Here is a 25205-nt window from a genome sequence, read left to right on the forward strand (position 1 = left end):
GCAACAAAGGTAAACTCCGTGCTTTCCCAAAGGAGTTCCCATGAGTCACTACCAGCCCGGCATCCTTGCCAAGCCCGTGCCCTTGCAGGCACGCCACCTGTTCTTCGCCCTTGAGTCCGCCGAAGCATTGCCGGTCGCACTCGACAATCTCACCCGGCTGGTGGATGTAAAGCACACCGTGGTCGGTTTTGGCGAGTCGCTGGTGCAAGCGCTGGGTGGGCATGTCCAAGGGTTGCGGGCTTTTCCCGTTATCACTGGCGTGGGCGTGGATAATCCGTCGACCCAGCATGCCCTGTGGTGCTGGCTGCATGGCGAAGACCGTGGTGACTTGCTGCACCGCGGTCGTGCGTTGGAGCAGGCGTTGGCGCCGGCCCTGAAGTTGGTGCAGATGACCGAGGCCTTCCGGCACAAGAGCGGCCACGACCTGACCGGTTATGAAGACGGCACCGAGAACCCGGTGGATGAGGCCGCGGTGGCGGCGGGGATCGCCGCTGACGGGGGCAGCTTTGCCGCGATCCAGCAGTGGCAGCATGACCTGGACGGTTTCGCTGCGCTTGCGGCCCATGAGCAGGACAACATCATCGGGCGGCGCAAGAGCGATAACGAAGAGCTCGACGATGCACCGGAGTCCGCCCACGTCAAACGCACTGCCCAGGAGAGCTTTGCTCCGGAGGCCTTCGTGGTGCGCCGCTCGATGCCCTGGTCGAACGAACAGGGCGCCGGCCTGATGTTTCTGGCGTTCGGCCATTCCTTCGCGGCCTTCGAGGCGCAGTTGCGGCGCATGAGCGGTTTGGACGATGGCATCGTCGACGGCTTGTATCGCTTCAGCCGGCCGATTACCGGTGGCTACTACTGGTGCCCGCCGTTGAACGAAGGGGGCCTGGACCTGAGTGGGTTGACCGTCGCTTGAGCCGCTGTCGCGCCTGAAGGATGAGACTCGGGCTCCACCGGAGCCCGGGAGTGTTCATCATGATCTGAAGAAAATACCCATCAGGGGATGCCAAATCTTCGCCTTGCGAATAGTCTGCGTACAAAGGGAATTCCCCTGAAACACAGATTTGGGCACGAGGTCGGAAGATGGGCAAGTTGCGAGTCGGGATTATTTTCGGTGGGTTGGGGGCCGAGCACGAGGTGTCGTTGCAATCGGCGCGCAATGTGGTCGATGCGCTGGATCGCGAGCGTTTCGAGCCGATTCTGATCGGTATCGACAAGCAGGGCCGCTGGCACCTCAATGACAGCTCCAACTACCTGATCAACGCCGAAAACCCGGCGCTTATCGCCTTGAACCAATCCAATCGCGAACTGGCCGTGGTGCCCGGAAAGTCCAGCCAGCAGTTGGTGGACACCAGCAGCCAGGCGCTACTCGAGCAGGTCGATGTGATCTTCCCCATCGTTCACGGTACCCTCGGTGAAGACGGTTGCCTGCAAGGCTTGCTGCGCATGACCGACCTGCCTTTTGTCGGTTCCGATGTGCTCGGTTCGGCCGTGTGCATGGACAAGGACGTGAGCAAGCGCCTGTTGCGCGATGCCGGGCTGGCGGTGACCCCCTTTATCACCGTGAACCGGACCAGCGCCGCGCGGCTCGGCTTCGAGGCTGCACAGGCGAAACTGGGCCTGCCGCTGTTCATCAAGCCGGCGAACCAGGGCTCGTCGGTGGGCGTGAGCAAAGTGGAGACCGCCGAGGAGTATCAGGCCGCCTTGGCCCTGGCGCTGGGCTTCGACGAAAAGGTCCTGATCGAGTCGGCGGTCAGCGGACGGGAGATCGAATGCGCGATCCTCGGCAACGACCAGCCGATTGCCAGTGGTTGCGGCGAGATCATCGTGCGCAGCGGCTTCTATTCCTACGACAGCAAATACATTGATGAGCAGGCCGCCGAAGTGGTGGTGCCGGCGGCCATCAGCGAACAGGACAGCGAGCGCATTCGCGCCCATGCCATTGAGGCGTTCCAGGTACTGGGCTGCGCCGGGTTGGCGCGGGTCGATGTGTTTCTCGGCGCTGACGGCGAGGTGCTGATCAACGAGGTCAACTCGTTGCCCGGTTTCACCCGCATCAGCATGTACCCCAAGCTCTGGCAGGCTGCGGGGATGAGCTACAGCGAACTGGTGAGCCGCCTGATCGAACTGGCGCTGGAGCGGCATGCGGCGCGCAAGAGTCTGAAGAACAGTCGTTAAAAGGCCCGAAGCCGCTGCGCCGCTTCAGGCCGGGTAAACGCTTGGCTGAGCCCTGGTTTCAGGCTCCGGACCTGGATGGATCGAGATGGTCCAGGTCTGGCCGGTGCCAGGGGTCAATGTGTGTCATCAGGTTCAGGACCCGATGACGCAGCATGACGTTTTCACGCGCGGCCACGGCAATCGCATGCCCTTCTTCGACGGTCATCGAGGCTTCGACTTCGATGTGCGCATCGACCGTGAGCATATCGCCCATCTTGCGCGTGCGTACATCATGCACGCCCTTGATCCCCGGGGTTTCCAGGAGCGTGGTGCGAATGGAAGCGACCTCTTCTTCATCGGCCGCGCTGTCCATCAGGTCGTTCAAGGCGTTCCAGCCGAACGACCAACCCATTCTGGCAATCATGCCGCCGACCACCAGCGCGGCAATCGGGTCGAGAATCGGATAGCCCGCCAGGTTGCCGACAATACCGATACCGACCACCAGCGACGAGGCCGCATCCGAGCGTGCATGCCAGGCGTTGGCAATCAACAGGCTCGATTTCACCTTCTTCGCCACTCCGAGCATGTAGCGAAACAGCAGTTCCTTGGTCAGCAACGCGGCACCCGCCACCCACAAGGCCGTCATATGCACTGTCTGGATGGATTCCGGGGTTTGCAGCTTGAGCACGGCCGAACCGATCATGCCGATGCCCACGGCCAACAGCAGCAGGCCGAGGATCATCGAGGCGGCGGTTTCAAAGCGCAGGTGCCCATAGGGATGGCCATCGTCGGCGTCCTGCTTGCTCTTATGGCTGGCGAACAGCACCACAAAGTCGGCAATCAAGTCTGACAGGGAGTGAATACCGTCGGCGATCAGGCCCTGGGATTTCGACAGGATGCCCACGACAATCTGGGTGCAGGACAGCGCCAGATTGACGCCGACACTCGCCCAGGTGCAACGGGAAGCCGCCGCCGCTCGCTCGGCGGGGCTGCAGTATTCGTCCTCAGAGTCTTCGGAGAACTTCTCATCGATCATTAGAAACTTCTTCCCTTATTTGCAAATGACTATCAACGCTTGGCAATCCCGGCTTGCCGACCAACTAAGTGCGAGCCCCGAGGTGATTGGCAATCATTGGCGTTCGCCTTGAAACAGGCGTGATCAAAGAATAAAGCATACTTAAAAGTTGAAGGGGTATACAGATTATATTAAATAATCAGGGCGATTGAAAATTTGTTTCGTATACATATCGCTTATGTTCTCAAATGCGAATCTTAATGTTTCGTTGCCTAGTGTTCAAAGGCACTTGCACTCACGCCAATAGTTTTATACCCGGCTAACGGTGGATGACTTTCAGTGGGCCTATATTGATTGGCTGGCGAATGGCAAACAGAGGGGGAGCGTAGCTCCCCCTGGCGGGGTGTGGAGTCAGTTGGTGGCGACCCGGTCGGTTTCGCCGGTGGTCACCAAGGCTTTGAGCGAGGCATCGAATTGCTTCAGGGCGTTGACCTGCAGATCGCGTTGCTGGTTGATTTGCGCGGCAATTTCCGGCGCGGCCTTGCCATGGACCCAGATCGAAGGCAGTTCCTTGCCACCGAAGCCTTCGGCCTTGCCGATGTACTGCAGGTTCGAATCATAGAACGTGGCGACGAAGCGCGCTTCGAACTGGCTGTTGCGCTTGGTCACCAGACGGCTGTAGGTGTCGAGCATCACCACCACGTCAGGGCGGGCCTTTACCAGCGCATCGAGGTTGTCATAGACGGTCACCGAGGCGAACTGTTTCTGCAACGACCCCATCAGCCAGTCGATGGCCAGCTTCGGATCGGAGCTGTTGACGAAGGCGTCGCTGATGCGTGGATCCAGCGCAGGGTTCTTTGCGCCGCTCAGTGCAACGCTGTGGTAGCGTTCCAGATATTGGAGCGTACTGACGGTGTTTTCACTATAAAGCACCCCCACTGATTGGGCCTGCTTCAAGCTGGCGGCGCTGTCGACCACCGGCAGGAAATGGCAGGATTGAACGTCCGCCGCGTAGCTCGGGGCGGTGGCGAGGAAACCGCCGGTCAATACGGCGACAAGAGCCAGCAAGGTCGAAATTCTCATCGCGCGTTTTCCTTCTGAAGTCGGTTCGGCATGACGCTATCCTCCTCCTTTGACAGAAAAACTGAACTCGCATTCCTTGATGGTTACTATCAACTGAACGAATGATAGGCGGCCGTGCCTTGTAGTGTAGTCGTCAAAAGGGCGCCTTATAGGGCGCGCCAGCGCAATATTCAAAATGTCATCTCATGCTACCGGCGCCTGCTGCATTTATTCCTGAATTGAAGGCCCTGACCTCCGAGAACCTGACCTACGGGTATTCCAGTGGCAAGGTGCAGGGCAAGAAAGACTTTATCGGCGATATTGAAACAGGGAAAAGCGCGTTCAAGACGCTGGAAATGCAGAACCAGACCGTCAGCCTGTCAGGTGACGTGGCTTTCGTCCGCCATCACTAGGGCTGCAAGCCTCAGCGCAGTCGCCCATCAGGCGTCCGACGAAGCGAACACCCGCAGCCGATGACCGTCCGGATCAAGTGCGACAAAGGTATAGCCGAAATCCATCTCTACCGGTGCTTGGAGAATGGCCAGCCCCTTGGCAACCCACGCTTGATAGGTTGACTCGACCAGCGATTTTTCCGCGACAGAGAATGCCACTTCGCCTGCCACCCCGATATCAGCGCCCCGTGGTTCCACCGTGTGCTTCGACCAAAGGCCCAACATGAGTCCGGAGCCCAATGCGAACATTGCAAACGTGGCCGAAGCTTCTATCGCCGGGCTACCGAACAAGTCGGCGTAGAAGCGGGCGCTGGACTCCGGGCTGTCGACATACAAGATGAAAAAATTGGGCTTGATCATAGAAAGGCTCCTGGCCTGGGATGGAAGTGGCCTATCAGCACAGTGCTGGCCGGCGCTTTCCATCCTACGCAGGCCACTACCCATTTTTGTCAGCAGTCATCGCCTATTGCGGCCTGATCCCTTCCTGTAGACGCCAAGCCTTCAGCAATGCCTGGCGTCGGCGCGGATATCGCTCCTGGGCCACCTTGAATTCGCTGATCCGGTCACTGCGGAAATGCCGAAAACCGTCACGTAGCTCGCACCAGGCCACCAGTACGCGGGCCTCGTCGAAATAACCCAGTGCAAAGGGCCAGATGGTTCGGCAGGACTGTTCGCCCCTCAAATCCTGATAGACGATCTCCACTTTCAGTTCCGCCCTGATCGCCTGGCGAATCAGCGGCTGTACGATGTCTACCGGCAGCGGCGAGGCGCTGGGCCCGATAAGTAGCGCAGATGCGTCCAGTTCGTCCCTCAGCCCTGGTGGAAGGACCGCCGATATTTTGTTCAGGGCATTACGTGCCGCTTGACCCAAGCGTTCATCCGCACGCTCGGCCACCCAACGCGAACCGAGGACGAGAGCCTCTATCTCGTCCTCTGAAAACATCAGTGGCGGAAGTAGAAACCCGGGATGCAGGACAAAACCCAGTCCGGCGACCCCCTCGATGTTTGCGCCTTGTTCCTTCAAGGTTCCGATATCCCTGTAGAGGCTGCGCAGGGTGATGCCAAGCTCCTGGGCCAGCACTGCGCCGGCCACCGGAAAACGATGGCGTCGTAAAATCTGGATCAAGGCCAGGAGGCGTTGGGAGCGCGACATTGAGCTGAGTTCAAAAAAGACGATGTTCGAGAGGATTTCATATCAAGGCAGGTACTACAACCGCTCGCCACCTGGTCAGGACATCCCCCGGATACATTCGACGCATTAGGCTGATGGCCAGATGATACATGGTTTTATATACATGGAAATCTGTCTGAAGTTGATGCGGGAAGGGCCGGAACCATTCATTGGCAGGTTTGTTTTCGTGTTCATAAAACCGCCGAATACAGCCGTTCAGTTCAGCGTCGGTTTCAGGTGACGAGCGGACAGTAAACTTTACCTGGTATTTACTTTGGCGCGTCGTGAATTCATCAAAAAAAACTGTCTGAAAGGTAGGTCCGGATATATTATTGAAACCGGCTCGGTGCAAAGAAGAGGATGTGTCATGATGAGTCGACTCTCAAAAATGAAACTAGCCGTCTTGCTCATTGGCGTACTCGCCATTGCAGGGCAGGCCGAGGCCCGTGGCGGGTACGGTTATGGTTGGGGTCACGGTCACGGTTATGGTTATGGACACGGTGGGGGCTGGGGCTGGGGTGGCCCGGCCCTGCTGGGGGCGGTGGTCGGCGGTCTCGTAGTGGGCTCGGTTGTCGCCAACTCCCAGCCTCCGGTTTACGTTCAGCAGCCGGTTTACGTCCAGCCACAGCCGGTGTACATCCAGCAACCGCCGCCGGTCTACTACCAGGCGCCACCACCGCCACCGGGCTACTACTACCCGCCACAACCGGTTCCGATGCGATAGGTGCTTGTGGGTCATCGCCACGTGCTTGATGGCGCAGGTCCCGGCGTAATTACCTCCGGGATACCTGGAGCGCCTGCGTGAGTCGGAACGGGAGGCGCAGGTAGTCGTTTGTAATTTCTGAATGAGTTGACCATTCAGCCAGGCCAACTGCGGGATAGTCCCGAAGCTGATCAGAGGTTAACACCACAACGTTGTCTGCTTTCTCCGCGTCATCTCGGGGCGGTGTGGCGTTTTTTGTACACGGTTTAACTTGCTTTTGATTCAGGGGCGGTGGCGTGAGTAAGAAGCTCAATCGATGATCTATACTCGTACTTCTTATATGGGACGGCGTCAGGTGGAATTATGGATGGGGAAGAAAAGAAGGAGGCGGCTCCAACCGCTCCTCCCACACTGAATGAGGAGCAGCGTATTGCGTACCTTAACGCTGTGGTGACTGAGAGCATACTTATTGAAAATGCTATCGCACAAAATCAACATATAGATGTTTGGTTGGTGAGGGGGGGAGGGCAGGAGAGCTGTTTAACTGCGATCAATGCTGGCAGCGCTGGTGGAGAGCCTGAAAACGAGGCCTGTGGGAAACCCACGCCCGAGCAGGTGATTAGCCAGGTAGGTGGTTCGCGACCCGGAGTTCCTCAAGAGAAACTGCCTGAATTTACGTCTGTTGCGCGAAACTCGGCCAAATGGGCGCGGCGTGGCGGTTGGCTTCTTATAAAAATCAATACCAAATATCTGGCGGCTGGAGACGCCATTGAGAGCGGCTGGATCTGCTTGAAGTCGGCGCCGTTTACCAAAGCAAAATACATCCCGCATCCCAATCCGATTGTCGCTGTCGGGGGAGGTCGAGCGCTACCAAACGCAGATTGATGCTGGGTGATGCAGAATCCATTAAGAAATAAAAAGCCCCGGAGCATAAGTAGGGCGGGGGCTTTTTATGTTGCTAATAGTGAGAGGGGGCTTTGGCGCGTTGCATTTGATTGGCCACCTTGGGTGCTCGCAACCCGCACAACGGTTATCACTGAAATAGCCTGCGACGTCTGTTTCACGCACTATTCCCCTCCCCATACTGTTGCTTCTGGAGCCCGCCAAGGAAGCTAATATGGAACAGTATCGAATGCGCTCGCTGATGGTCGTGCTTGTACATCTCGCGGCATTCGTCCTCGTCAGCCTGGGTTTGCTGAGCCTGACGATGATGATGGCCTGGGTCGGACGCTTGTTCTTCTAGTTCAACCGTTTGAAATGTCTGCGCTCAAAGTACTGATCAGCGCTTGGGCCTGGGCATCGCGTTGCGCGGTATGGAGCACGATTTCACGCGAGGGCAGGGGGGGTAGGTCGATCCGCTGTGCCACGTCGACACAGCCGTTTGGCGCCATGCGCCCGACCATCGCGCCTATTCCGATGCCGGCCGCCACCGCTGCGCCGATGGCCAGAATCCCGCTGCCGACAAAGACCTCTTCCCAAGGGCGGTTCTGCGTTTGCAGTGCCGCCATCACCATGCTCCGCATGCCGCAGGGCTCGGGTTGTATCGCCAGGGGTAAAGCTGCTCCGGGCGGCAGTTCGAAGTCTTGTGCGGCCATCCAGCTGAATCGTGCCGCGCCGATCACCTCGCCGTCCTGGCGTCGGTTGTCGTGCCTCAGGATCAAGGCCACATCCAGCTTGCCCTGCTCGTAGCTCTCCAGCATGTCCCGGGAAGTGCCCAGGCTGAAGGCGACGACAACCTCCGGGTCGGTGTTCGCCATGCGCCGCAACCATAGGGTGAGATCGGCCCCGACAATGTGATGGCTGACGCCGACCCGCAGGGTGCGCTTCTGCTTGCCGAAGCAGTTCATCGCTTGCTGGTAGTTATCCAGCAAGTGCCGTGCGCTGGCCAGGAAAGTCTGTCCGTGAGCCGATAAGGTTACCCGTCGCGGCGTGCGTTCGAGCAGCTTGCGCCCCAGGGTTTCTTCCAGGCGCTTTATCTTCAGGCTGATAGCCGCCTGGGTGCCGCCTATGACATCAGCGGCACGGGTGAAGCTCTTGAGCTCCGCGACCAGGACAAACGCCTGGATAGCGTCGATGTCGGGCATTTTCATGGTTGAGCTGGAGGTCCTGTCTCGAAGGTAGTGAAGTTACCATGACGAGCGACATGTGTGCCGAAGGCGGCTTTCGCGACAGCCTATTTTGAAAAAAAGCCCCAAAGCATTACGAGTGCCTGGGGCTTTGCGTGTTGCTAATAGCGAGGGTTTTTGGAGGGCAAAAAGGAAATGGGTTATGAGAGGACGTTAAGCCGGTGCTTTCTATCGCATTGCTCTTGTCAGCTCGTTATAGCTGTTTCCTCTATCACAGAGTCCACCTGTCTTTGTGCCAGCTCGATCAAATGCACGATGCCCATCGCCACCTTGCGGTTGGCGCCCGTGAGGTTGTCAGCATTTTCATAGGCGGTGGCGGCAGCGGAGTCGAGAATCGAACTGGCGTTGACGAGGGCGTCTTCGCGGCTTTGGGATGCCTGTTGGCGTTTGTGCGGTTTTATGGAAATGGGTGGCTTTGGTGCGTTAGCTTCTGGCCACAGATAGTGAGCCAAGGCGCGATCGATGGCTTGTGGATCAATGCTTTCGACGGCGGATGAAACAGGTGGATTTGGCGTTACCTTGAACATGATTGTGCATCCCCAATGTTGAATGGAGCTGCCGGCTATCGCTGCTAAACGAAGGAGGGTGGCAGCTGTACGCAGGTTAGCAGACCGGAACATTGGGAAACCCGGCGCACCCGAAGGTGCCCTGCGCACAGCCACCATAAAACGGAGGCAAAAAAATTGCGCCCGACTTGGGTGGCGCTGTGCGCCCAATGTTAAAGATTCCAGGCTGCTAAACCCGATCACTGATTTGGCAGTGACGTCTCAAGGCTAGCCACCGAAATCGGCAGGCGCAACAGCTCGGAAGTTTCTAGGAAATTTCACGCGAGGGAAAGGGAGGTGTCTTGCTGGCCTCTGAAAATCACGGACCAAAACGAAAGCGTTTGTTGCTGCTAGCGCCAGCACTTTTCTCCGGGCATAAAAAAACGGCCTACCTTTCGGTAAGCCGTTTTTAGTACTTGGTGGCTACACAGGGACTTGAACCCCGGACCCCAGCATTATGAATGCTATGCTCTAACCAACTGAGCTATGTAGCCAAGTGGCGCGCATTATTCGCCGGTAACGATATTGTGTCAAGCAAATATCTGAAAATTTTCTCTACGCTATCAAACGCTTAAGGCCCGACGGCGAAAACCGTGGGCCTTGGGTACCTCAACTCAGGCGGAAACGCCCGGTATTGTCGCTCAGGGCCTTGCTGCCTTCACTCAGGCTGTCCGCCGCACGGTTGACCGCGCGCGCGCCTTCCAGCAGCCGTAAGGCCGCCTGGTCGATCTGCTGGATATTGCCGCTGACCTCATCCGCCGTGCTCGCCTGTTCGTCCACCGCCGTGGCGATCTGCGCCAGGGTGTCGGTGACGGTCTGCACCGCGCCGGCGATTTCCACCAGCCGCTGACCCAGTCCGGTCACCGATTGGGCGTCGGTCTCGGCCTGGATGCAGGCCGCTTCCATCAGGGTCACCGCCTGGCTGACCGTGGCCCGCAGGCTGTCGACAGTGCTGGCGATCTGCGCGGTGGACGATTGCGTGCGCTGCGACAGGCTGCGCACCTCATCCGCCACCACCGCAAAGCCCCGTCCTTGCTCGCCGGCCCGTGCCGCTTCGATGGCGGCGTTCAGGGCCAGCAGGTTGGTCTGCTCGGCCACGCCCCGAATGGTGTCGACCACCAACTGGATCTGCTGGCCCTGCTCGCTGACCCGGCCCAGTGCCGCCGCCGTTTCGTTCAGACGCTGATTCAGTTGTTGGATGCTGGCCGTGGTGCGCTGGCTGTCGCGGCTGCTTTCCGAGGCGATGCGCTGGGTGTTCTGGGCGCTGCCGGAAGCCTGTTCGCAACTCTGCGCCACGCCCTGGGAGGTGGCTGCCAGTTGCGTGGCCGCCGCGGCGATCTGGCTGATCTGTGCCTGTTGCGTCTCGACCTCGCTCAGAGCGCCGCTGGAGTGGGTGTTGAGGGTGCGCACGGCCGCGCTCAGTTGCAGGGTCTCATGGTCGACCCCTTGCAGGCTGGTACGCAGTTGCACCACGGCGACGTTCAGCGCGGTGCTGATGGCTGCGAGCTCGTCACGGCCTTCCACCGGCACTTGCAGGCAGAGGTTGCCGTCGCGCAGGGATTCGGCCAGCAGGGTGATGCCGCTGGCGCTACGGCGGATCGAGGCTTGCAGGCAGACGAACAGGTACAGCGCCGCCAGCAACAGGCAGCCGAAGACCGCCGCCAACAAGCTGAATTGGCGGATGGCCGCGCCGTGGTAATAGTCCAGGCGGCTGTCGAGGGAAGTCAGGCTGTCCTGGCGCAAGCTGGCGAGTTCACCGAGCATCTTGTCCAGGGTCTGTTCGAAGCCCTCGGGCTTGAGGGTGATGCTGCCGGCGAACATGCCGTCATCGAGCACCTTGAGACCGTCGTCCAGGTGTTGCAGGCTGGCATGGTAACGCTCTGCCCAGTTTTTCAGCTCCGGCGGCAGACGGCTTTCCAGCAGGTTGCCGGTTTTGGTCAACTGCTCGCGAGCATCGCCGATACGACCGCGCAGGTCCTTCAATTGCAGGCGGCTTTGCAGGCTGAACTGGCCCGAGACCACCGATGCCTGGCCGACACTGGCCAGGCGACCGACCCGTTCGATCAGGTCCGGCGCGTGCTGGGTGGCGATTTGCGTGAGCAGGTAGGTTTCCATCCACGGGGCGAGGATCAGGCGGCTGTCCATGGCGATCTGCTCGCGCAGCGCTTGCAATGCACTCAAGGCGCTGGTGAAACGATCATAGCCGTCCGGCCACCAGCCAACCGTGCTCAGGCTGGCGGAGTCGAGGCCGGCGAGGGCGGCTTGCAGGGCCTGGTAGCGTTTCAGGGTGTCGGCATCGTGCAGGGTCTTGCCCAGTGCCTCGACCGCCTGGTTGATTTCCGGTTGGGCCTTGTCCAGGGCCGCCATGGCCGCGAGGGTGGCCGGTGTCGGTTGCCGGTTGGTCTCCGTGGCGCGCCAACGGGCGGCACGATCACGCTGGGCCTCCAGCAGGTTGTCCAGCGAGTCGAGGGACAGCAGTTGATTGACGCCGGCACGCTCCTCGGTAATCAGTGCCAGCTTGCCGCGATAATCCTGGCCTATCAGGTACAGGCTGCCCATCAGCGGCACGATGAACAACAGGAACAGTACCTGAAACTTGCGGGCGAACCCGAAGCGGCCCAGCAGTCGAATCCCCGGTGATAAAAAAGCGTGCATGGTCGACTACTCCTCAGGGCACCGCGCACGATTTTGGTGCGATCGTAACGGGTGCCGTCGTTAGATACTTCGGAAGTCCGGCAGTGAGGCATTGTAGGTCGGCCGTTGTAGCGAAACTTCCCATTCTCGGTCCCCTTTGTAAGGGGGCGTGCTGTAAGCACTCAGAGCACGCAAGATTCAGACCAATGGCGTTACGCTATCAGCCGTTCCGTCGGGGAAAATCGATCGTTAGCTCAACAAGTATCTGGCGTGGCCGCACCAAAAAATGGCACATTGCTGCACCTGCAACTGTGCATCCGTCGGTGTTACGGAATCACTTCATGGCCGTTGCTCAACCCACTGATGGCTCGACCTGGACGTCAGTGTCGCCCAAAAACCGCCGATTGGTGATGCGCGTGATCGGTTTTATCCTGGCAGCGGTCTTCTCGGCCATCGTGGTGTTCGCCCAGGAACTGGTGCCGGGCAATGTCGGGACGATCGCCGGGGTGTTCTTCGGCCTGACCCTCGGCAGCAAGCGTGCGCTTGTCCTTGGGTTACAGCGGGGTGAGGACGTTCATCACCGTATCCAGGGCGACACGGGTATCGTCAAGCTGCACCAGCGAGGCATGCCGGGCGCCGAGGGCGTCACGATTCTTGATGGCGGTCAGGATCGCCTTGTGCCGAGGCAGGCTGAGCCGCTGGATGTCGGGGCGTCGGTTGGTGATGCTGATGGACTCGCGAAGCGGCAGTGAAAGCATGTTGCACATGTAGGCGAGCAAGTCGTTGCGGGTCGCGTCGGCGATCGCCCGGTGAAAATCCAGGTCCGCCTGCAGGAGGTTCGCATGGGTCTGTGCCGCTTCCATGGCCAGGTAGGCTTTTTCGATGACGGCGATATCAGCGTCGGTGGCCGTGGTCGCTGCCATGGCGGCGATTTCCGGCTCGAGGATTCGACGCACACCCGCCAGGGTGTTGAAAAACTCGCTGTGGGGCGTCGACTGCATCAGCCAGGACAGTACGTCCGGATCCAGCAAGTGCCATTTCAAACGTGGACGTACTACCGCGCCGACCCGTGGCTTGGAGTACACCAGCCCTTTGGCGCTGAGTACCCGAGTGGCTTCGCGCAGCACCGACCGACTGACTTGATACTCCTCGCACAGCGTTGCCTCCAGGGGCAATCGCTCTTCCGGCTTGAAACGTCCGGAGACAATGTGCATGCCCAGATCCTGAACGATCTGGGTATGCATACTCTTGCGTGGCTTGGGGGGCTGGTGATCCATGACAGGGACGCTGCTCTGACGAAATACGCCGCATCATAACATCGCTCCCGTCTCTATCAGACGCTCCGCCCGCATGCGATGACGCTGCGTCACGAGGATCAGTGTGAATGACGCGGGACCTCGGCTCCGCGGCAACCCACCAGAAAGTCGAAGTCGCACCCCTGATCTGCCTGTAGCACATGGTCGATGTAGAGCTGACGATAGCCCCCCACGAGCAGTTGCTGTGGTGGTTTCAGGTCGGCCATGCGTGCCGCCAGTTCGGCGTCCGGGATGTCCAGGTGCAGGCGCCCATTGGCACAATCAAGCTCAATCCAGTCGCCTTCCTGCACGGTGGCCAAAGGTCCCCCGGCCGCGGCTTCCGGTGCGACGTGCAAGACCACGGTACCGTACGCGGTGCCGCTCATCCGGGCATCGGAAATCCGCACCATGTCGGTGATGCCCTGGGCCAGCAGTTTGGCCGGCAAGCCCATGTTGCCTACTTCAGCCATGCCGGGATAACCCTTGGGGCCGCAGTTTTTCATCACCAGAATCGAATCGGCGTCGACCTCCAGTTCCGGGTCGTTGATCCGTGCCTTGTACATGTCGAAGTTCTCGAACACCACGGCACGGCCGCGATGCTGCATCAGTTCGGCGCTGGCTGCGGAAGGCTTGAGCACTGCGCCGAGAGGGGCCAGGTTGCCGCGCAGTACACAGATGCCGCCGTCCGCGCGGATCGGGTTGGAGAGGGTGCGGATCACTTCATCCTGGCCGTAGATCGGTGCGTCTCTGGTGTTTTCGCCGATCGACTTGCCATTGACGGTCAAGGCGTCGGGGTGGGGAATCAGGTTGGCTTCGCCGAGGCGGCGTAATACCGCCGGAAGGCCCCCGGCATAGTAGAACTCTTCCATCAGGAAGCGCCCGGACGGTTGCAGGTCGACGATGGTCGGCATACCGCGGCCGATCCGGGTCCAGTCATCCAGATCAAGCTCGACGCCGATGCGCCCGGCGATGGCTTTCAAGTGAATCACCGCGTTGGTCGAGCCGCCGATGGCGGCGTTGACGCGGATGGCATTTTCGAAGGCTTCCCTGGTGAGGATCTTCGACAGTTTCAAGTCCTCGCGAACCATTTCCACCGCGCGCATGCCGGACATGTGCGCGAGGACATAGCGCCGCGCATCGACCGCCGGAATCGCCGCGTTGTGCGGCAGGGAAGTGCCCAGTGCCTCGGCCATGCAGGCCATCGTCGAGGCGGTGCCCATGGTGTTGCAGGTCCCCGCCGAGCGCGACATGCCGCCCTCGGCCGCGAGGAAGTCGTCGAGGCTGATGGTGCCGGCCTTGACCTGCTCGCTGAGTTGCCAGACCACCGTGCCCGAGCCGATGTCCTGGCCCTTGTGCTTGCCATTGAGCATCGGCCCGCCGGTGACAACGATGGCGGGTACGTCGCAACTCGCGGCGCCCATCAGCAGCGCCGGGGTGGTCTTGTCACAGCCGGTCAGCAACACCACACCGTCGATCGGGTTGCCGCGAATGGCTTCCTCGACGTCCATGCTGGCCAGGTTGCGGGTGAGCATGGCGGTCGGGCGCAGGTTCGACTCGCCGTTGGAGAACACCGGGAACTCCACGGGAAAGCCGCCGGCCTCGATCACCCCGCGTTTGACATGCTCGGCAATCTGGCGGAAGTGCGCGTTGCACGGGGTCAGCTCCGACCAGGTGTTGCAGATCCCGATGATCGGCTTGCCATGGAACTGGTGGTCGGCAATGCCCTGGTTCTTCATCCAGCTGCGGTACATGAAGCCATTTTTGTCGGCGGTGCCAAACCACTGGGCGGAGCGCAGGTCGGGTTTTTTATCAGGCATGGTCAGCTCTCTTATTGTAAGACTATATAGTTCTCAGTTGGGGTTAACATAAGCGCAAAATCTTACGTTTGGAAGTGTTGTTGGCTAAATAGTAATACTATATAGTCGTTTTCAACAGAGGTTCGACCTTGACGGTTTTCCGTGGGAGGCGTGCCCGGAGTCTCTATAAAAACAACAATTGGACATCGATCTCATGAGCCAGGAGCTGCGGCTGATCCGTCGCATCACGCTGAAACTGATTCCTTTCCTGATCCTGTTGTATCTGATCGCCTATGTGGATCGCTCTGCCGTCGGCTTCGCCAAATTGCACATGGGCACGGATATCGGCATCGGCGACGCGGCGTATGGGTTGGGTGCCGGTCTGTTCTTCGTCGGCTACTTCCTTCTGGAAATCCCCAGCAACCTGATGCTCGAGCGCTTCGGCGCACGGCGGTGGTTCGCGCGGATCATGCTCACCTGGGGCGCCATCACCCTTGGCATGGCATTTGTCCAGGGGCCCTCCAGTTTCTATCTGATGCGCTTGCTGCTCGGCGCGGCTGAAGCCGGGTTCTTCCCGGGCGTTCTCTACTACATCACCCAATGGTTCCCGGTGCGCCATCGCGGCAAGATCCTCGGGCTGTTCATCCTCTCCCAGCCCATCGCAATGATGATCACCGGCCCGGTGTCCGGCGGTCTGCTCGGCATGGACGGCCTCCTTGGCCTGCACGGCTGGCAGTGGCTGTTCATCGTCATCGGTACGCCGGCGATCCTGCTGACCTGGCCGGTGCTGCGCTACTTGCCCGACGGCCCACACCAGGTCGCCTGGATGGACCAGGCCGAGAAAGACTGGTTGGCCGGCGAGCTGAACAAGGATCTGCAAGCCTACGGTCAGACCCGCCACGGCAATCCGCTGCACGCTCTCAAGGACCAGCGGGTGTTGCTGCTGGCGTTGTTCTATCTGCCCGTGACCTTGAGTATCTATGGCCTGGGCCTGTGGCTGCCGACCCTGATCAAGCAGTTCGGCGGCAGCGACCTGACCACCGGGTTCGTGTCGTCGGTGCCGTACATCTTCGGGATCATCGGGCTGTTGATCATTCCCCGCAGTTCCGACCGCCTGAATGATCGCTACGGACACTTGGCGGTGCTTTACGTGTTGGGGGCGACTGGCCTGTTCTTCAGCGCCTGGCTGAGCGTCCCGCTGCTGCAACTGGCGGCGCTGTGCCTGGTGGCGTTCGCGCTGTTTTCCTGTACCGCGGTGTTCTGGACCTTGCCGGGGCGCTTTTTTGCCGGCGCCAGTGCGGCGGCCGGGATTGCGTTGATCAATTCGGTGGGCAACCTGGGCGGCTACATCGGTCCGTTCGTGATCGGCGCACTCAAGGAGTACACCGGCAACCTGGCGTCGGGTTTGTACTTCCTTTCCTGCGTGATGCTCTTCGGTTTGCTGCTGACCGGTGTGGTCTATCGGTTGCTGGAGCGCAGGCATGTGCTGCCGAGCGACCAGTTTGCCGCCAGTGCCCGTAGCGCCACGCGTACTTAATCGGCAATCAGGAGAAGCTTCATGCGTTTAGTTCAGTTCGAGTTGAGTGACGGCGAGCGTCGGGTTGGTGTGGTCGAGGACGGTCGGGTACGTGAAGTGCAATCCGTGCGCACGGTGCGCGAGCTGGCGCTGGCCGCCATCGAGGCGGGGGGCGATCTGCGGCAACAGGTACAAAGCCTCGGGTTGGGTATCAGCCATGACTATGCCCGGTTGCTGGCCGAGCTCAGGGTCCTGGCGCCGTTGGACCATCCGGACCCGGCGCATATGCTGGTCAGCGGCACCGGTCTGACCCATCTGGGCAGTGCGGCGGCGCGGGACAAGATGCATCAGCAGGCCGCTGACGACACCGCGCTGACCGACACCATGCGTATCTTCAAATGGGGCGTGGAGGGTGGTAAGCCCGCCGCCGGGCAGGCGGGCGTGCAGCCGGAATGGTTCTACAAAGGCGACGGTAACTGCGTCGTGCGTCCGGGCCAGGCATTTGCCCTGCCGCCGTTCGCCGAAGATGCCGGCGAAGAGCCGGAAATCAGCGGTTTGTATGTCATCGGCCACGACGGCAAACCTTATCGCCTGGGGTTCGCCGTGGGCAACGAGTTCTCCGATCACGTCATGGAGCGCAAGAATTACCTGTACCTGGCCCACTCCAAACTGCGCAATTGCAGCTATGGCCCCGAGCTTCGGGTCGGTGAACTGCCCCGGCACCTGGCGGGTACCAGTCGTATTTTGCGGGATGGCGAGGTGGTGTGGCAGAACGAGTTCCTCAGTGGCGAAGCCAACATGTGCCACAGCCTGGAAAACCTTGAGTACCACCACTTCAAATACAGTCAGTTCCTGCAACCTGGAGATGTGCACATTCACTTCTTCGGCACCGCCACCCTGTCTTTCGCGCAGGGGGTGCGGACGCAGCCGGGTGATGTGTTCGAAATCAGCCTGGCGGAGTTCGGTGCGCCATTGATCAACGGTATTCGTGCTGTCGACGCGGTGTTCGCTCCCGGCACCATAGGCACTCTTTGAGGAGACAGGCATGACCCAGTTTTTTGGCCACAACTACATCGGCGGCCAGCGCAGCGCGACCGGTACCGTCAAGCTTCAGAGCGTCGACGCCAGAACCGGTGAAGGTTTGCCCTATGATTTTTATCAGGCGACTGCCCAGGAGGTCGATGCCGCCGCCAAGGCGGCCGCGGCGGCTTACCCTGCCTATCGAGCCCTGAGTGCGCAGCGTCGTGCCCAGTTCCTGGAGGCGTTGGCCGATGAGTTGGACGCGCTGGACGATGAGTTTGTCGCCCTGGTCTGTCGTGAAACCGCGTTGCCCGCCGCACGGATTCAAGGCGAGCGTAGCCGTACCAGTAGCCAGATGCGTCTGTTCGCCAATGTGCTGCGTCGCGGCGATTTCTACGGGGCGCGTATCGATCAGGCGCTGCCCGATCGCCAACCGATGCCGCGCCCGGATTTGCGTCAGTACCGCATCGGCCTGGGCCCGGTAGCCGTGTTTGGGGCGAGCAACTTTCCCTTGGCGTTTTCCACCGCGGGGGGGGACACGGCGTCGGCGCTGGCCGCCGGCTGCCCGGTGGTGTTCAAGGCTCATAGCGGTCATATGGCAACGGCCGAACGAGTCGCCGATGCGATCATGCGCGCGGCACATACCACCGGGATGCCTGCCGGTGTGTTCAACATGATCTTCGGTGCCGGGGTCGGCGAAGCGCTGGTCAAGCACCCGGCGATCCAGGCAGTCGGCTTCACCGGGTCGCTCAAGGGCGGGCGAGCCTTGTGCGACATGGCGGCGGCACGCCCGCAACCGATTCCGGTATTCGCCGAGATGTCGAGCATCAACCCGGTGATCGTGTTGCCCCAGGCGCTGCATGCGCGGGCAGAAGCGGTGGCCCGTGACCTGGTCGCTTCGGTGCTACAAGGTTGCGGTCAGTTCTGCACCAATCCCGGTCTGGTGATCGGCATCCGTTCGCCGCTGTTCACCGCGTTCGTCCAGCAGGTCGCCCAGTTGATCGGCGATCAACCCGCGCAAACCATGCTTAACGCCGGCACCTTGAGCAGTTACGGCAATGGCTTGCGAAGACTCCTTGGGCATCCCGGCATCGAACACCTGGCCGGTAGTCCCCAAGCGGGCAATCAGGCGCAGCCACAGCTGTTCAAAGCGGATGCCAGCCTGCTGATCGATGGCGATAGCGTGCTGCAGGAAGAAGTGTTCGGTCCGACCACGGTGCTCGTTGAAGTGGCCGACCAGGCGCAACTCCGTGCCGCGTTGAACGGCCTGAAGGGCCAGTTGACGGCGACGATCATCGGCGAGCCCGGGGACTTGCGGCAGTTCAGCGAGCTGACGCCATTACTGGAGCAGAAAGTCGGGCGCATCCTGCTCAACGGTTATCCGACCGGCGTTGAGGTCTGTGATGCGATGGTACACGGCGGGCCTTTTCCAGCGACCTCCGATGCACGTGGTACTTCAGTGGGGACCCTGGCCATCGACCGCTTCCTGCGCCCGGTATGTTTTCAGAACTACCCCGACAGCCTGCTCCCGGACGCGTTGAAAAATGCCAACCCGTTGCGCATTCAACGCCTGGTGGACGGGCTGCCATCCCGCGACCCGCTGTAACACGAGCCCGCTCATCAGCACCTGAAATCAGAGCAGTCCACAACAAAAACAAGGAGTCACCTTATGAATCGTCATCGTTGGATCCGTTCCCTGTGCTGTACCGCTCTGGCGGTATCGGCCTTCAGCTTGAGCAGCCTGTTGCTGGCCGCCGAGCCGGTGAAGATCGGTTTTCTGGTCAAGCAGCCGGAGGAACCCTGGTTCCAGACCGAATGGGCATTCGCGGAAAAGGCCGGCAAGGACAAGGGTTTTACCGTGATCAAGATCGCCGTGCCGGACGGCGAGAAAACCCTCTCGGCCATCGACAGCCTCGCCGCCAACGGTGCCAAGGGTTTTGTGATCTGCGCGCCGGACGTATCCCTGGGGCCGGCGATCATGGCCAAGGCCAAGGTTAATGGTCTGAAAGTGATCGCGGTGGATGACCGCTTTGTCGATGCCGCAGGCAAGTTCATGGAAGATGTGCCCTACCTGGGCATGGCCGCGTTCGAAGTGGGCCAGCAGCAGGGCGCCGCGATGGCGACCGAAGCGAAGAGGCGCGGCTGGGACTGGAAAGACACCTATGCGGTGATCAATACCTACAATGAACTCGACACCGGTAAAAAACGTACCGACGGCTCGGTCAAATCCCTTGAAGACGCCGGCCTGCCGAAAGATCACATCCTGTTTACGGCGCTCAAGACCCTCGACGTGCCGGGTAGCATGGACGCCACCAACTCGGCATTGGTGAAACTGCCCGGTGCGGCGAAAAACCTGATCATCGGCGGCATGAACGACAACACGGTGCTGGGCGGCGTGCGCGCCACCGAAAGCGCCGGTTTCGCCGCGGCCAATGTCATCGGTATCGGTATCAATGGCACTGACGCCATAGGCGAGTTGAAAAAGCCCAGCAGCGGCTTTTTCGGCTCGATGCTGCCCAGCCCGCACCTCGAGGGCTACAACACCGCGAGCATGATGTTCGAGTGGATCACCACCGGCAAGGAACCGCCGAAATACACCGCGATGGACAAGGTGACACTGATCACGCGCGACAACTTCAAGCAGGAGCTGGAAAAAATCGGCCTGTGGAACTGACGGTCGGTTGCTTTCCCTGGCGGCCTTGGCGACAGGGCTGCCTGATCTGAGTGATGAGGTGGTTATGCACGCGCAATTGAACGAACACCCCCACAGCGCCGGTGCCAGTTTGTGTTTCAACGGCATCGGCAAAACCTTCCCCGGGGTCAAGGCGCTGGACGGCATCAGCTTTACTGCCCGCCCGGGGCAGGTGCATGCCTTGATGGGCGAAAATGGCGCCGGCAAGTCGACGCTGCTCAAGATCCTCGGCGGCGCCTATCTGCCCAGTAGCGGCCATTTGCAGATCGGCGAGCGGACGATGGTCTTCAAGTGCGCCGCCGACAGCATTGCCAGCGCGGTGGCCGTCATCCACCAGGAGCTGCACCTGGTGCCGGAAATGACCGTGGCGGAAAATCTGTTTCTCGGGCATCTGCCGGTTCGGTGCGGGGTGATCGACCGCGGTGCTTTGCGTCAGCAGGCACTGGCCTGTCTCAAGGGCCTGGCCGATGAAATTGATCCCCAGGTGAAGGTCAGCCGTCTGTCCCTGGGGCAGCGGCAGTTGGTGGAGATTGCCAAGGCGTTGTCCCGTGGTGCCCATGTGATTGCGTTCGACGAACCCACCAGCAGTCTGTCTGCCCGGGAAATCGAGCGCTTGATGGCGATCATCGGACGCCTGCGGGACGAGGGCAAGGTGGTGCTTTACGTGTCCCATCGCATGGAGGAAGTGTTCCGTATCTGTGATGCGGTGACCGTGTTCAAGGACGGTCGGTACGTACGCACCTTCGAGGACATGAGCGCGCTGAGCCACGATCAACTGGTCACCTGCATGGTCGGTCGCGATATCCAGGACATCTACGATTACCGCCCTCGTCAACGTGGCTCGGTAGCGCTCAAGGTTGATGATGTGTTGGGGCCGGGCTTGCGCAAACCGGTGAGTTTCGAGGCGCACCAAGGCGAGATTCTTGGCCTGTTCGGTTTGGTCGGCGCGGGGCGTACCGAGCTGCTGCGCCTGCTGGCCGGCCTTGAGCGCATCACCGCCGGAACCCTGCAACTGGGCGGTGAGGCACTGCAACTCCGCTCGCCGCGCGATGCCATCGCCGCCGGTGTCCTGCTGTGCCCCGAGGACCGCAAGAAGGAGGGCATCATGCCGCTTTCCAGCGTTGCCGAGAACATCAACATCAGTGCCCGCGGCGCCCATTCTTTTTTTGGGTGGTTGTTGCGTGACGGCTGGGAGAGGGGCAATGCCGACAAGCAGATCAAGGCATTGAAAGTGAAGACACCGCATTCGGCGCAGAAAATCATGTACCTGTCGGGGGGCAATCAGCAGAAGGCCATTCTTGGCCGCTGGTTGTCGATGCCGATGAAAGTCCTGCTGCTTGACGAGCCGACGCGCGGTATCGATATCGGCGCGAAAGCCGAGATTTACCAGATCATCCATAACCTGGCTGCCGACGGGGTGGCGGTGATTGTGGTGTCCAGCGACCTGATGGAAGTGATGGGCATCGCCGACCGCACCCTGGTGCTTTGCGAAGGCGCGATACGTGGTGAAAAGAGCCGCGAGCAGGCCAATGAATCCAACTTGCTACAACTGGCCTTGCCGCTCCAACGCGCTGATGGCCTGGTGAACTGAGAGGTGACTATGACAACCCAACACAACGTGATGCCAATGGCACGCAAGCCCCTGGACCTGCGCGGCTTACTCGACAATTGGGCGATGCTGTTGGCGGCGCTGGGGATCTTTGTGCTCTGCACCTTGCTCATCGACAACTTCCTGTCGCCCCTGAACATGCGCGGCCTGGGCCTGGCGATTTCCACCACCGGCATCGCCGCATGCACCATGTTGTATTGCCTGGCGTCCGGGCATTTCGATTTGTCGGTGGGCTCGGTGATTGCCTGTGCCGGGGTCGTTGCGGCGGTCGTGATGCGCGACACCGACAGCGTGTTTCTCGGTATCGGCGCGGCGCTGCTGATGGGGCTGCTCGTCGGGCTGATCAATGGGATAGTGATTGCCAAACTGCGGGTCAATGCGCTGATTACCACGTTGGCGACCATGCAGATCGTGCGTGGCCTGGCCTATATCGTTGCCGACGGCAAAGCGGTCGGCGTGTCCCAGGCGCAGTTCTTCGTCTACGGCAATGGCCAGCTGTTTGGCGTGCCGGTACCGATACTGATCACCCTCGGCTGTTTCCTGTTTTTTGGCTGGCTGCTCAACTACACCACCTACGGGCGCAATACCATGGCCATTGGCGGCAACCAGGAAGCGGCGCTGCTGGCCGGGGTCAATATCGATCGGACCAAGATCATCATCTTCGCCGTGCATGGCGTCATCGGGGCATTGGCCGGGGTGATCCTGGCCTCGCGGATGACCTCCGGTCAGCCAATGATCGGCCAGGGTTTCGAATTGACGGTGATTTCCGCCTGCGTGTTGGGCGGGGTGTCATTGAGTGGCGGGGTTGGCATGATTCGACATGTGATTGCCGGGGTATTGATTCTGGCGATCATCGAGAATGCGATGAACCTGAAAAATATCGATACGTTTTATCAGTACGTGATTCGGGGTTCGATCCTGCTGCTGGCAGTGGTGATCGATCGTCTGAAACAACGCTGATTGCGGTTGTTCGATGTGGATGGCGGATTTACCGGTACGCCGCCAAGAGCTTCGCGGGCAAGCACCGCTCCCACAAGGTATTCAGACGCCTGCAAACTCGCGGATCAACATCCATATTGTAATGTGTGGTTCGACAGCGACATTGTAGGCGCTGTCGAGCCTTGGCGAAGCGGCGATGACGGCGGTACAGTCGACATTGATGTTGCCTGATCTACCGCTATCGCCGCCTCGCCAGGGCTCGACAACTCCTACAGGTACAGGTTCGGCTATCAGGCTCAGTCGGCGGAGAATTTCAGGACGGTATTCTGGGTATACGTCTGGCCTGGATCCAGCCGCGTTGTCGGGAAGCTCGGCTGGTTCGGCGAATCGGGGTAGTGCTGGGTTTCCAACGTGAATGCCCCCCAGTGTGCGTAGGCCTTGCCCGCCTTGCCCTTGACCGTACCGTCGAGGAAGTTGCTGGTGTAGAACTGCACCCCGGGCTCGCTGGTGTAGAGCTGCAAGCGTCGACCGGATTGCGGGTCACGCACCTCTGCGGCAAGTTGGCTGACATCACCCTTGGTATCCAGCACCCAGTTGAAGTCAAAACCGCCTTGTTTCGGCTCGGCGAATTTGAGCTGCGGATGATTGTCCTGGATGTGCTGGCCGATGGCGGTCGGTTGAAGAAAGTCCATCGGCGTGCCAGCGACCGGGGCCAACTCACCGGTTGGGATCAACGTGCCATTGACGGGTGTGTAATGGCTGGCATGTAAGGTGGCGAGCTGTTTGAGCACATCACCGTTACCGGCACCGGCAAGATTGAAGTAACTGTGATTGGTGAGGTTCAGCACCGTGGGTTTGTCGGTGGTGGCTTTGTAGTCGATATGCAATTCGTTCTTGTCATTGAGACTGTAGGTGACCTCGACTTTCAGATTGCCGGGAAAGCCCATTTCACCATCCACCGACAGGTAGCTGAGCTTCACACCGACGGCATCCTTGCTCTTGACCGGCTGGGCTTTCCAGACGCGCTTGTCAAAACCCTGCGCACCGCCGTGCAGCGAGTTGGGGCCATCGTTAAGCGGCACCTGGTAACGCTTGCCGTCCAGTTCGAACGCACCCTTGGCCAGGCGATTGCCGTAGCGTCCGATGGTCGCGCCGAAGAAAGCCTTGCCGTTCTGATAGCCCTGGACATCGTCAAAGCCCAGTACCACGTCTTCGACCTTGCCGTTTTTGTCCGGCACTTTCAGCGCTTGCAAAACACCACCGTAGGTAATGACCGTGGCTTGCAGGCCATGGCTGTTGCGCAACACATATTGCTCGATGGCGGTGCCATCAAGGGTCTTGCCAAACGCTTTGTGCTCGCTGGACAGGCCGTTAGCCTGGGCGCCGAAGCTGCTGATCATCAGGGAAAGACCTAGGCCGGAAAGCAGGTGCCGGGATTGTCGCATGGTTGAACTCCTTTTATTGTTGTCGAGTTGAATAGTTCTACTAATTTGAGATATTTTGTCGATATTACCGTTTATTTATAGCCTTTGCTGGCAGATTTTCAATATAAAATAAGACTAATTGGGCGGGTGACGAAAAATGACCCCGGGTGTCCGAGCACACCTTGAGTCGCACTGCTTGAGTCGAAGTGCCTACTGTGGAGTAACTGTCAGATGAATCATGAAACAGGCGCCGGTATCCCGGCCGTGTACACCGACCTGAAAAATAAAACCGTACTGATTTCCGGTGGTGCTTCGGGGATTGGTGAAGCCATGGTGTGCGCCTTTGCGCGGCAGGGGGCCAAGGTTGCGTTTGTGGACATGGCCAAAAGCCAAGGTGAACGGCTGGCAGCCCACTTGTTGGCTGAGGGCCATACGGTTGAGTTCGCTCACTGTGATGTCACGGACGAGACCGCTTATAAGGAGGCGATCGGGCACTTTGCGCGGACCCTGGGGCCTGTGACGGTCCTGGTCAACAATGCCGCCAATGATGTAAGGCACACCTTGGATGAAGTTGACTCAGCCACATTCGACACGCTGATTTCCGTCAATTTGAAGCATGCTTTTTTGGCCGCCCGGGCTGTGGTCCCCATGATGAAGGCCGCAGGGGAAGGCACGATCATCAATTTAGGTTCCATCGGCTGGATGATGGCCTCCAGCGGATATCCGGTTTACGCGGCCAGCAAAGCGGCCACTCACGGTATGACCCGCGCGTTGGCACGGGAGTTGGGGCCATGGCGTATCAGGGTCAACACGCTGGTTCCAGGTTGGGTGATGACAGAAAAGCAGCTCGCTCTCTGGGTGGATGATGCCGCCAAAGCCTTGATCAGTCGCAGCCAATGTTTGCCGGGTAGCGTGGAGCCTTTCCATATTGCCAACATGGCTCTTTTTCTGGCCTCCGAGGCGTCCTCCATGTGCTCGGCGCAAAACTTCATCGTCGATGGGGGTTGGGTGTAGGTCTTTGGGTGAGCTGATTTGAGCTGATACAGGAATCAGCT

The 25205-nt window shown here is 59.9% G+C and carries 22 protein-coding genes, 1 tRNA gene and 1 pseudogene; 13 read left to right on the forward strand and 11 right to left on the reverse strand.

From position 1 onward, the window contains the following. Window positions 1-40: 40 nt before the first annotated feature. Window positions 41-910, forward strand: coding sequence for a Dyp-type peroxidase (locus tag M5B99_RS25805; protein WP_248806704.1), 870 nt, complete (start codon window positions 41-43; stop codon window positions 908-910). Window positions 911-1077: 167 nt separating this feature from the next. Next, the gene (ddlA, locus tag M5B99_RS25810) at window positions 1078-2172 is read left to right on the forward strand and encodes a D-alanine--D-alanine ligase (protein WP_248806705.1); all 1095 of its coding nucleotides are present in this window, start codon (window positions 1078-1080) and stop codon (window positions 2170-2172) included. 58 nt (window positions 2173-2230) lie between these two features. On the opposite strand, the gene M5B99_RS25815 is transcribed toward ddlA, so the two are convergent. Further along, entirely contained in the window at window positions 2231-3187 is a 957-nt protein-coding gene (locus tag M5B99_RS25815) for a cation diffusion facilitator family transporter (RefSeq protein WP_248806706.1), read from the reverse strand. A 390-nt stretch (window positions 3188-3577) separates the two neighbouring features. Further along, entirely contained in the window at window positions 3578-4249 is a 672-nt protein-coding gene (locus M5B99_RS25820) for an ATPase (RefSeq protein WP_248806707.1), read from the reverse strand. A gap of 209 nt (window positions 4250-4458) precedes the next feature. On the opposite strand from M5B99_RS25820, the pseudogene M5B99_RS25825 reads away from it, so the two are divergent. Further along, a pseudogene (locus M5B99_RS25825) lies at window positions 4459-4638 on the forward strand (nuclear transport factor 2 family protein); the annotation flags it as partial. A gap of 30 nt (window positions 4639-4668) precedes the next feature. Here M5B99_RS25825 and M5B99_RS25830 read toward each other — a convergent pair. Next, window positions 4669-5040: a VOC family protein gene (locus M5B99_RS25830; protein WP_248806708.1), complete on the reverse strand. Its 372-nt coding sequence runs from the start codon at window positions 5038-5040 to the stop codon at window positions 4669-4671. A 103-nt stretch (window positions 5041-5143) separates the two neighbouring features. Beyond that, window positions 5144-5833: a helix-turn-helix transcriptional regulator gene (locus M5B99_RS25835; RefSeq protein WP_248806709.1), complete on the reverse strand. Its 690-nt coding sequence runs from the start codon at window positions 5831-5833 to the stop codon at window positions 5144-5146. Window positions 5834-6221: 388 nt separating this feature from the next. On the opposite strand from M5B99_RS25835, the gene M5B99_RS25840 reads away from it, so the two are divergent. From M5B99_RS25840 to M5B99_RS30005, 3 genes are all read left to right on the forward strand, one after another. After that, window positions 6222-6575 carry a hypothetical protein gene (locus M5B99_RS25840; protein WP_248806710.1) on the forward strand — a complete coding sequence of 118 codons (354 nt, stop codon included), beginning with the start codon at window positions 6222-6224 and terminating at the stop codon, window positions 6573-6575. Between the two features lie 342 nt (window positions 6576-6917). Continuing rightward, window positions 6918-7439 (forward strand): DUF4765 family protein, encoded by a 522-nt coding sequence (locus tag M5B99_RS25845; protein WP_248806711.1) that lies wholly within the window; start codon window positions 6918-6920, stop codon window positions 7437-7439. A 232-nt stretch (window positions 7440-7671) separates the two neighbouring features. Beyond that, on the forward strand, window positions 7672-7797 hold the full coding sequence (locus tag M5B99_RS30005) for a hypothetical protein (protein ID WP_263860634.1): 126 nt from the start codon (window positions 7672-7674) through the stop codon (window positions 7795-7797). 1 nt (window position 7798) lies between these two features. Here M5B99_RS30005 and M5B99_RS25850 read toward each other — a convergent pair whose 3' ends face one another. From M5B99_RS25850 to M5B99_RS25875, 6 genes are all read right to left on the reverse strand, one after another. Beyond that, a complete protein-coding gene (locus M5B99_RS25850) occupies window positions 7799-8644 on the reverse strand; it encodes a LysR family transcriptional regulator (RefSeq protein WP_248806712.1) in 846 nt (281 codons plus the stop codon). A gap of 221 nt (window positions 8645-8865) precedes the next feature. Then, the gene (locus M5B99_RS25855; RefSeq protein ID WP_248806713.1) at window positions 8866-9207 is read right to left on the reverse strand and encodes a DUF6124 family protein; all 342 of its coding nucleotides are present in this window, start codon (window positions 9205-9207) and stop codon (window positions 8866-8868) included. A gap of 435 nt (window positions 9208-9642) precedes the next feature. Continuing rightward, window positions 9643-9719 (reverse strand) — tRNA-Met (locus M5B99_RS25860). A 115-nt stretch (window positions 9720-9834) separates the two neighbouring features. Beyond that, a complete protein-coding gene (locus M5B99_RS25865; protein ID WP_248806714.1) occupies window positions 9835-11880 on the reverse strand; it encodes a methyl-accepting chemotaxis protein in 2046 nt (681 codons plus the stop codon). A 533-nt stretch (window positions 11881-12413) separates the two neighbouring features. Next, complete coding sequence (locus tag M5B99_RS25870) at window positions 12414-13136, reverse strand: FadR/GntR family transcriptional regulator (RefSeq protein WP_248806715.1); 723 nt, start codon at window positions 13134-13136, stop codon at window positions 12414-12416. Window positions 13137-13234: 98 nt separating this feature from the next. Then, on the reverse strand, window positions 13235-14971 hold the full coding sequence (locus M5B99_RS25875) for an IlvD/Edd family dehydratase (protein ID WP_248806716.1): 1737 nt from the start codon (window positions 14969-14971) through the stop codon (window positions 13235-13237). Between the two features lie 193 nt (window positions 14972-15164). On the opposite strand from M5B99_RS25875, the gene M5B99_RS25880 reads away from it, so the two are divergent. The 6 genes from M5B99_RS25880 (at window position 15165) to araH (ending at window position 22747) form a co-directional block, all read left to right on the forward strand. Beyond that, window positions 15165-16487 carry an MFS transporter gene (locus M5B99_RS25880; protein ID WP_248806717.1) on the forward strand — a complete coding sequence of 441 codons (1323 nt, stop codon included), beginning with the start codon at window positions 15165-15167 and terminating at the stop codon, window positions 16485-16487. Window positions 16488-16508: 21 nt separating this feature from the next. Then, the gene (araD1, locus tag M5B99_RS25885) at window positions 16509-17501 is read left to right on the forward strand and encodes an AraD1 family protein (protein ID WP_248806718.1); all 993 of its coding nucleotides are present in this window, start codon (window positions 16509-16511) and stop codon (window positions 17499-17501) included. Window positions 17502-17511: 10 nt separating this feature from the next. Continuing rightward, entirely contained in the window at window positions 17512-19092 is a 1581-nt protein-coding gene (locus M5B99_RS25890) for an aldehyde dehydrogenase (NADP(+)) (protein WP_248806719.1), read from the forward strand. Between the two features lie 63 nt (window positions 19093-19155). Next, window positions 19156-20160 carry a substrate-binding domain-containing protein gene (locus tag M5B99_RS25895; protein WP_248806720.1) on the forward strand — a complete coding sequence of 335 codons (1005 nt, stop codon included), beginning with the start codon at window positions 19156-19158 and terminating at the stop codon, window positions 20158-20160. 64 nt (window positions 20161-20224) lie between these two features. After that, window positions 20225-21769, forward strand: coding sequence for an L-arabinose ABC transporter ATP-binding protein AraG (gene araG / locus M5B99_RS25900; RefSeq protein WP_248806721.1), 1545 nt, complete (start codon window positions 20225-20227; stop codon window positions 21767-21769). 9 nt (window positions 21770-21778) lie between these two features. Beyond that, window positions 21779-22747 (forward strand): L-arabinose ABC transporter permease AraH, encoded by a 969-nt coding sequence (gene araH, locus M5B99_RS25905; protein WP_248806722.1) that lies wholly within the window; start codon window positions 21779-21781, stop codon window positions 22745-22747. Between the two features lie 275 nt (window positions 22748-23022). Here the strand turns inward: araH and M5B99_RS25910 are convergent, their stop codons facing one another. After that, complete coding sequence (locus tag M5B99_RS25910; protein WP_248806723.1) at window positions 23023-24171, reverse strand: aldose epimerase family protein; 1149 nt, start codon at window positions 24169-24171, stop codon at window positions 23023-23025. 210 nt (window positions 24172-24381) lie between these two features. On the opposite strand from M5B99_RS25910, the gene M5B99_RS25915 reads away from it, so the two are divergent. Next, a complete protein-coding gene (locus tag M5B99_RS25915) occupies window positions 24382-25164 on the forward strand; it encodes an SDR family NAD(P)-dependent oxidoreductase (protein WP_248806724.1) in 783 nt (260 codons plus the stop codon). Window positions 25165-25205: the final 41 nt, after the last annotated feature.

The organism is Pseudomonas sp. MWU13-2100 (assembly GCF_023242365.1).
Classification (GTDB): Bacteria; Pseudomonadota; Gammaproteobacteria; order Pseudomonadales; family Pseudomonadaceae; genus Aquipseudomonas.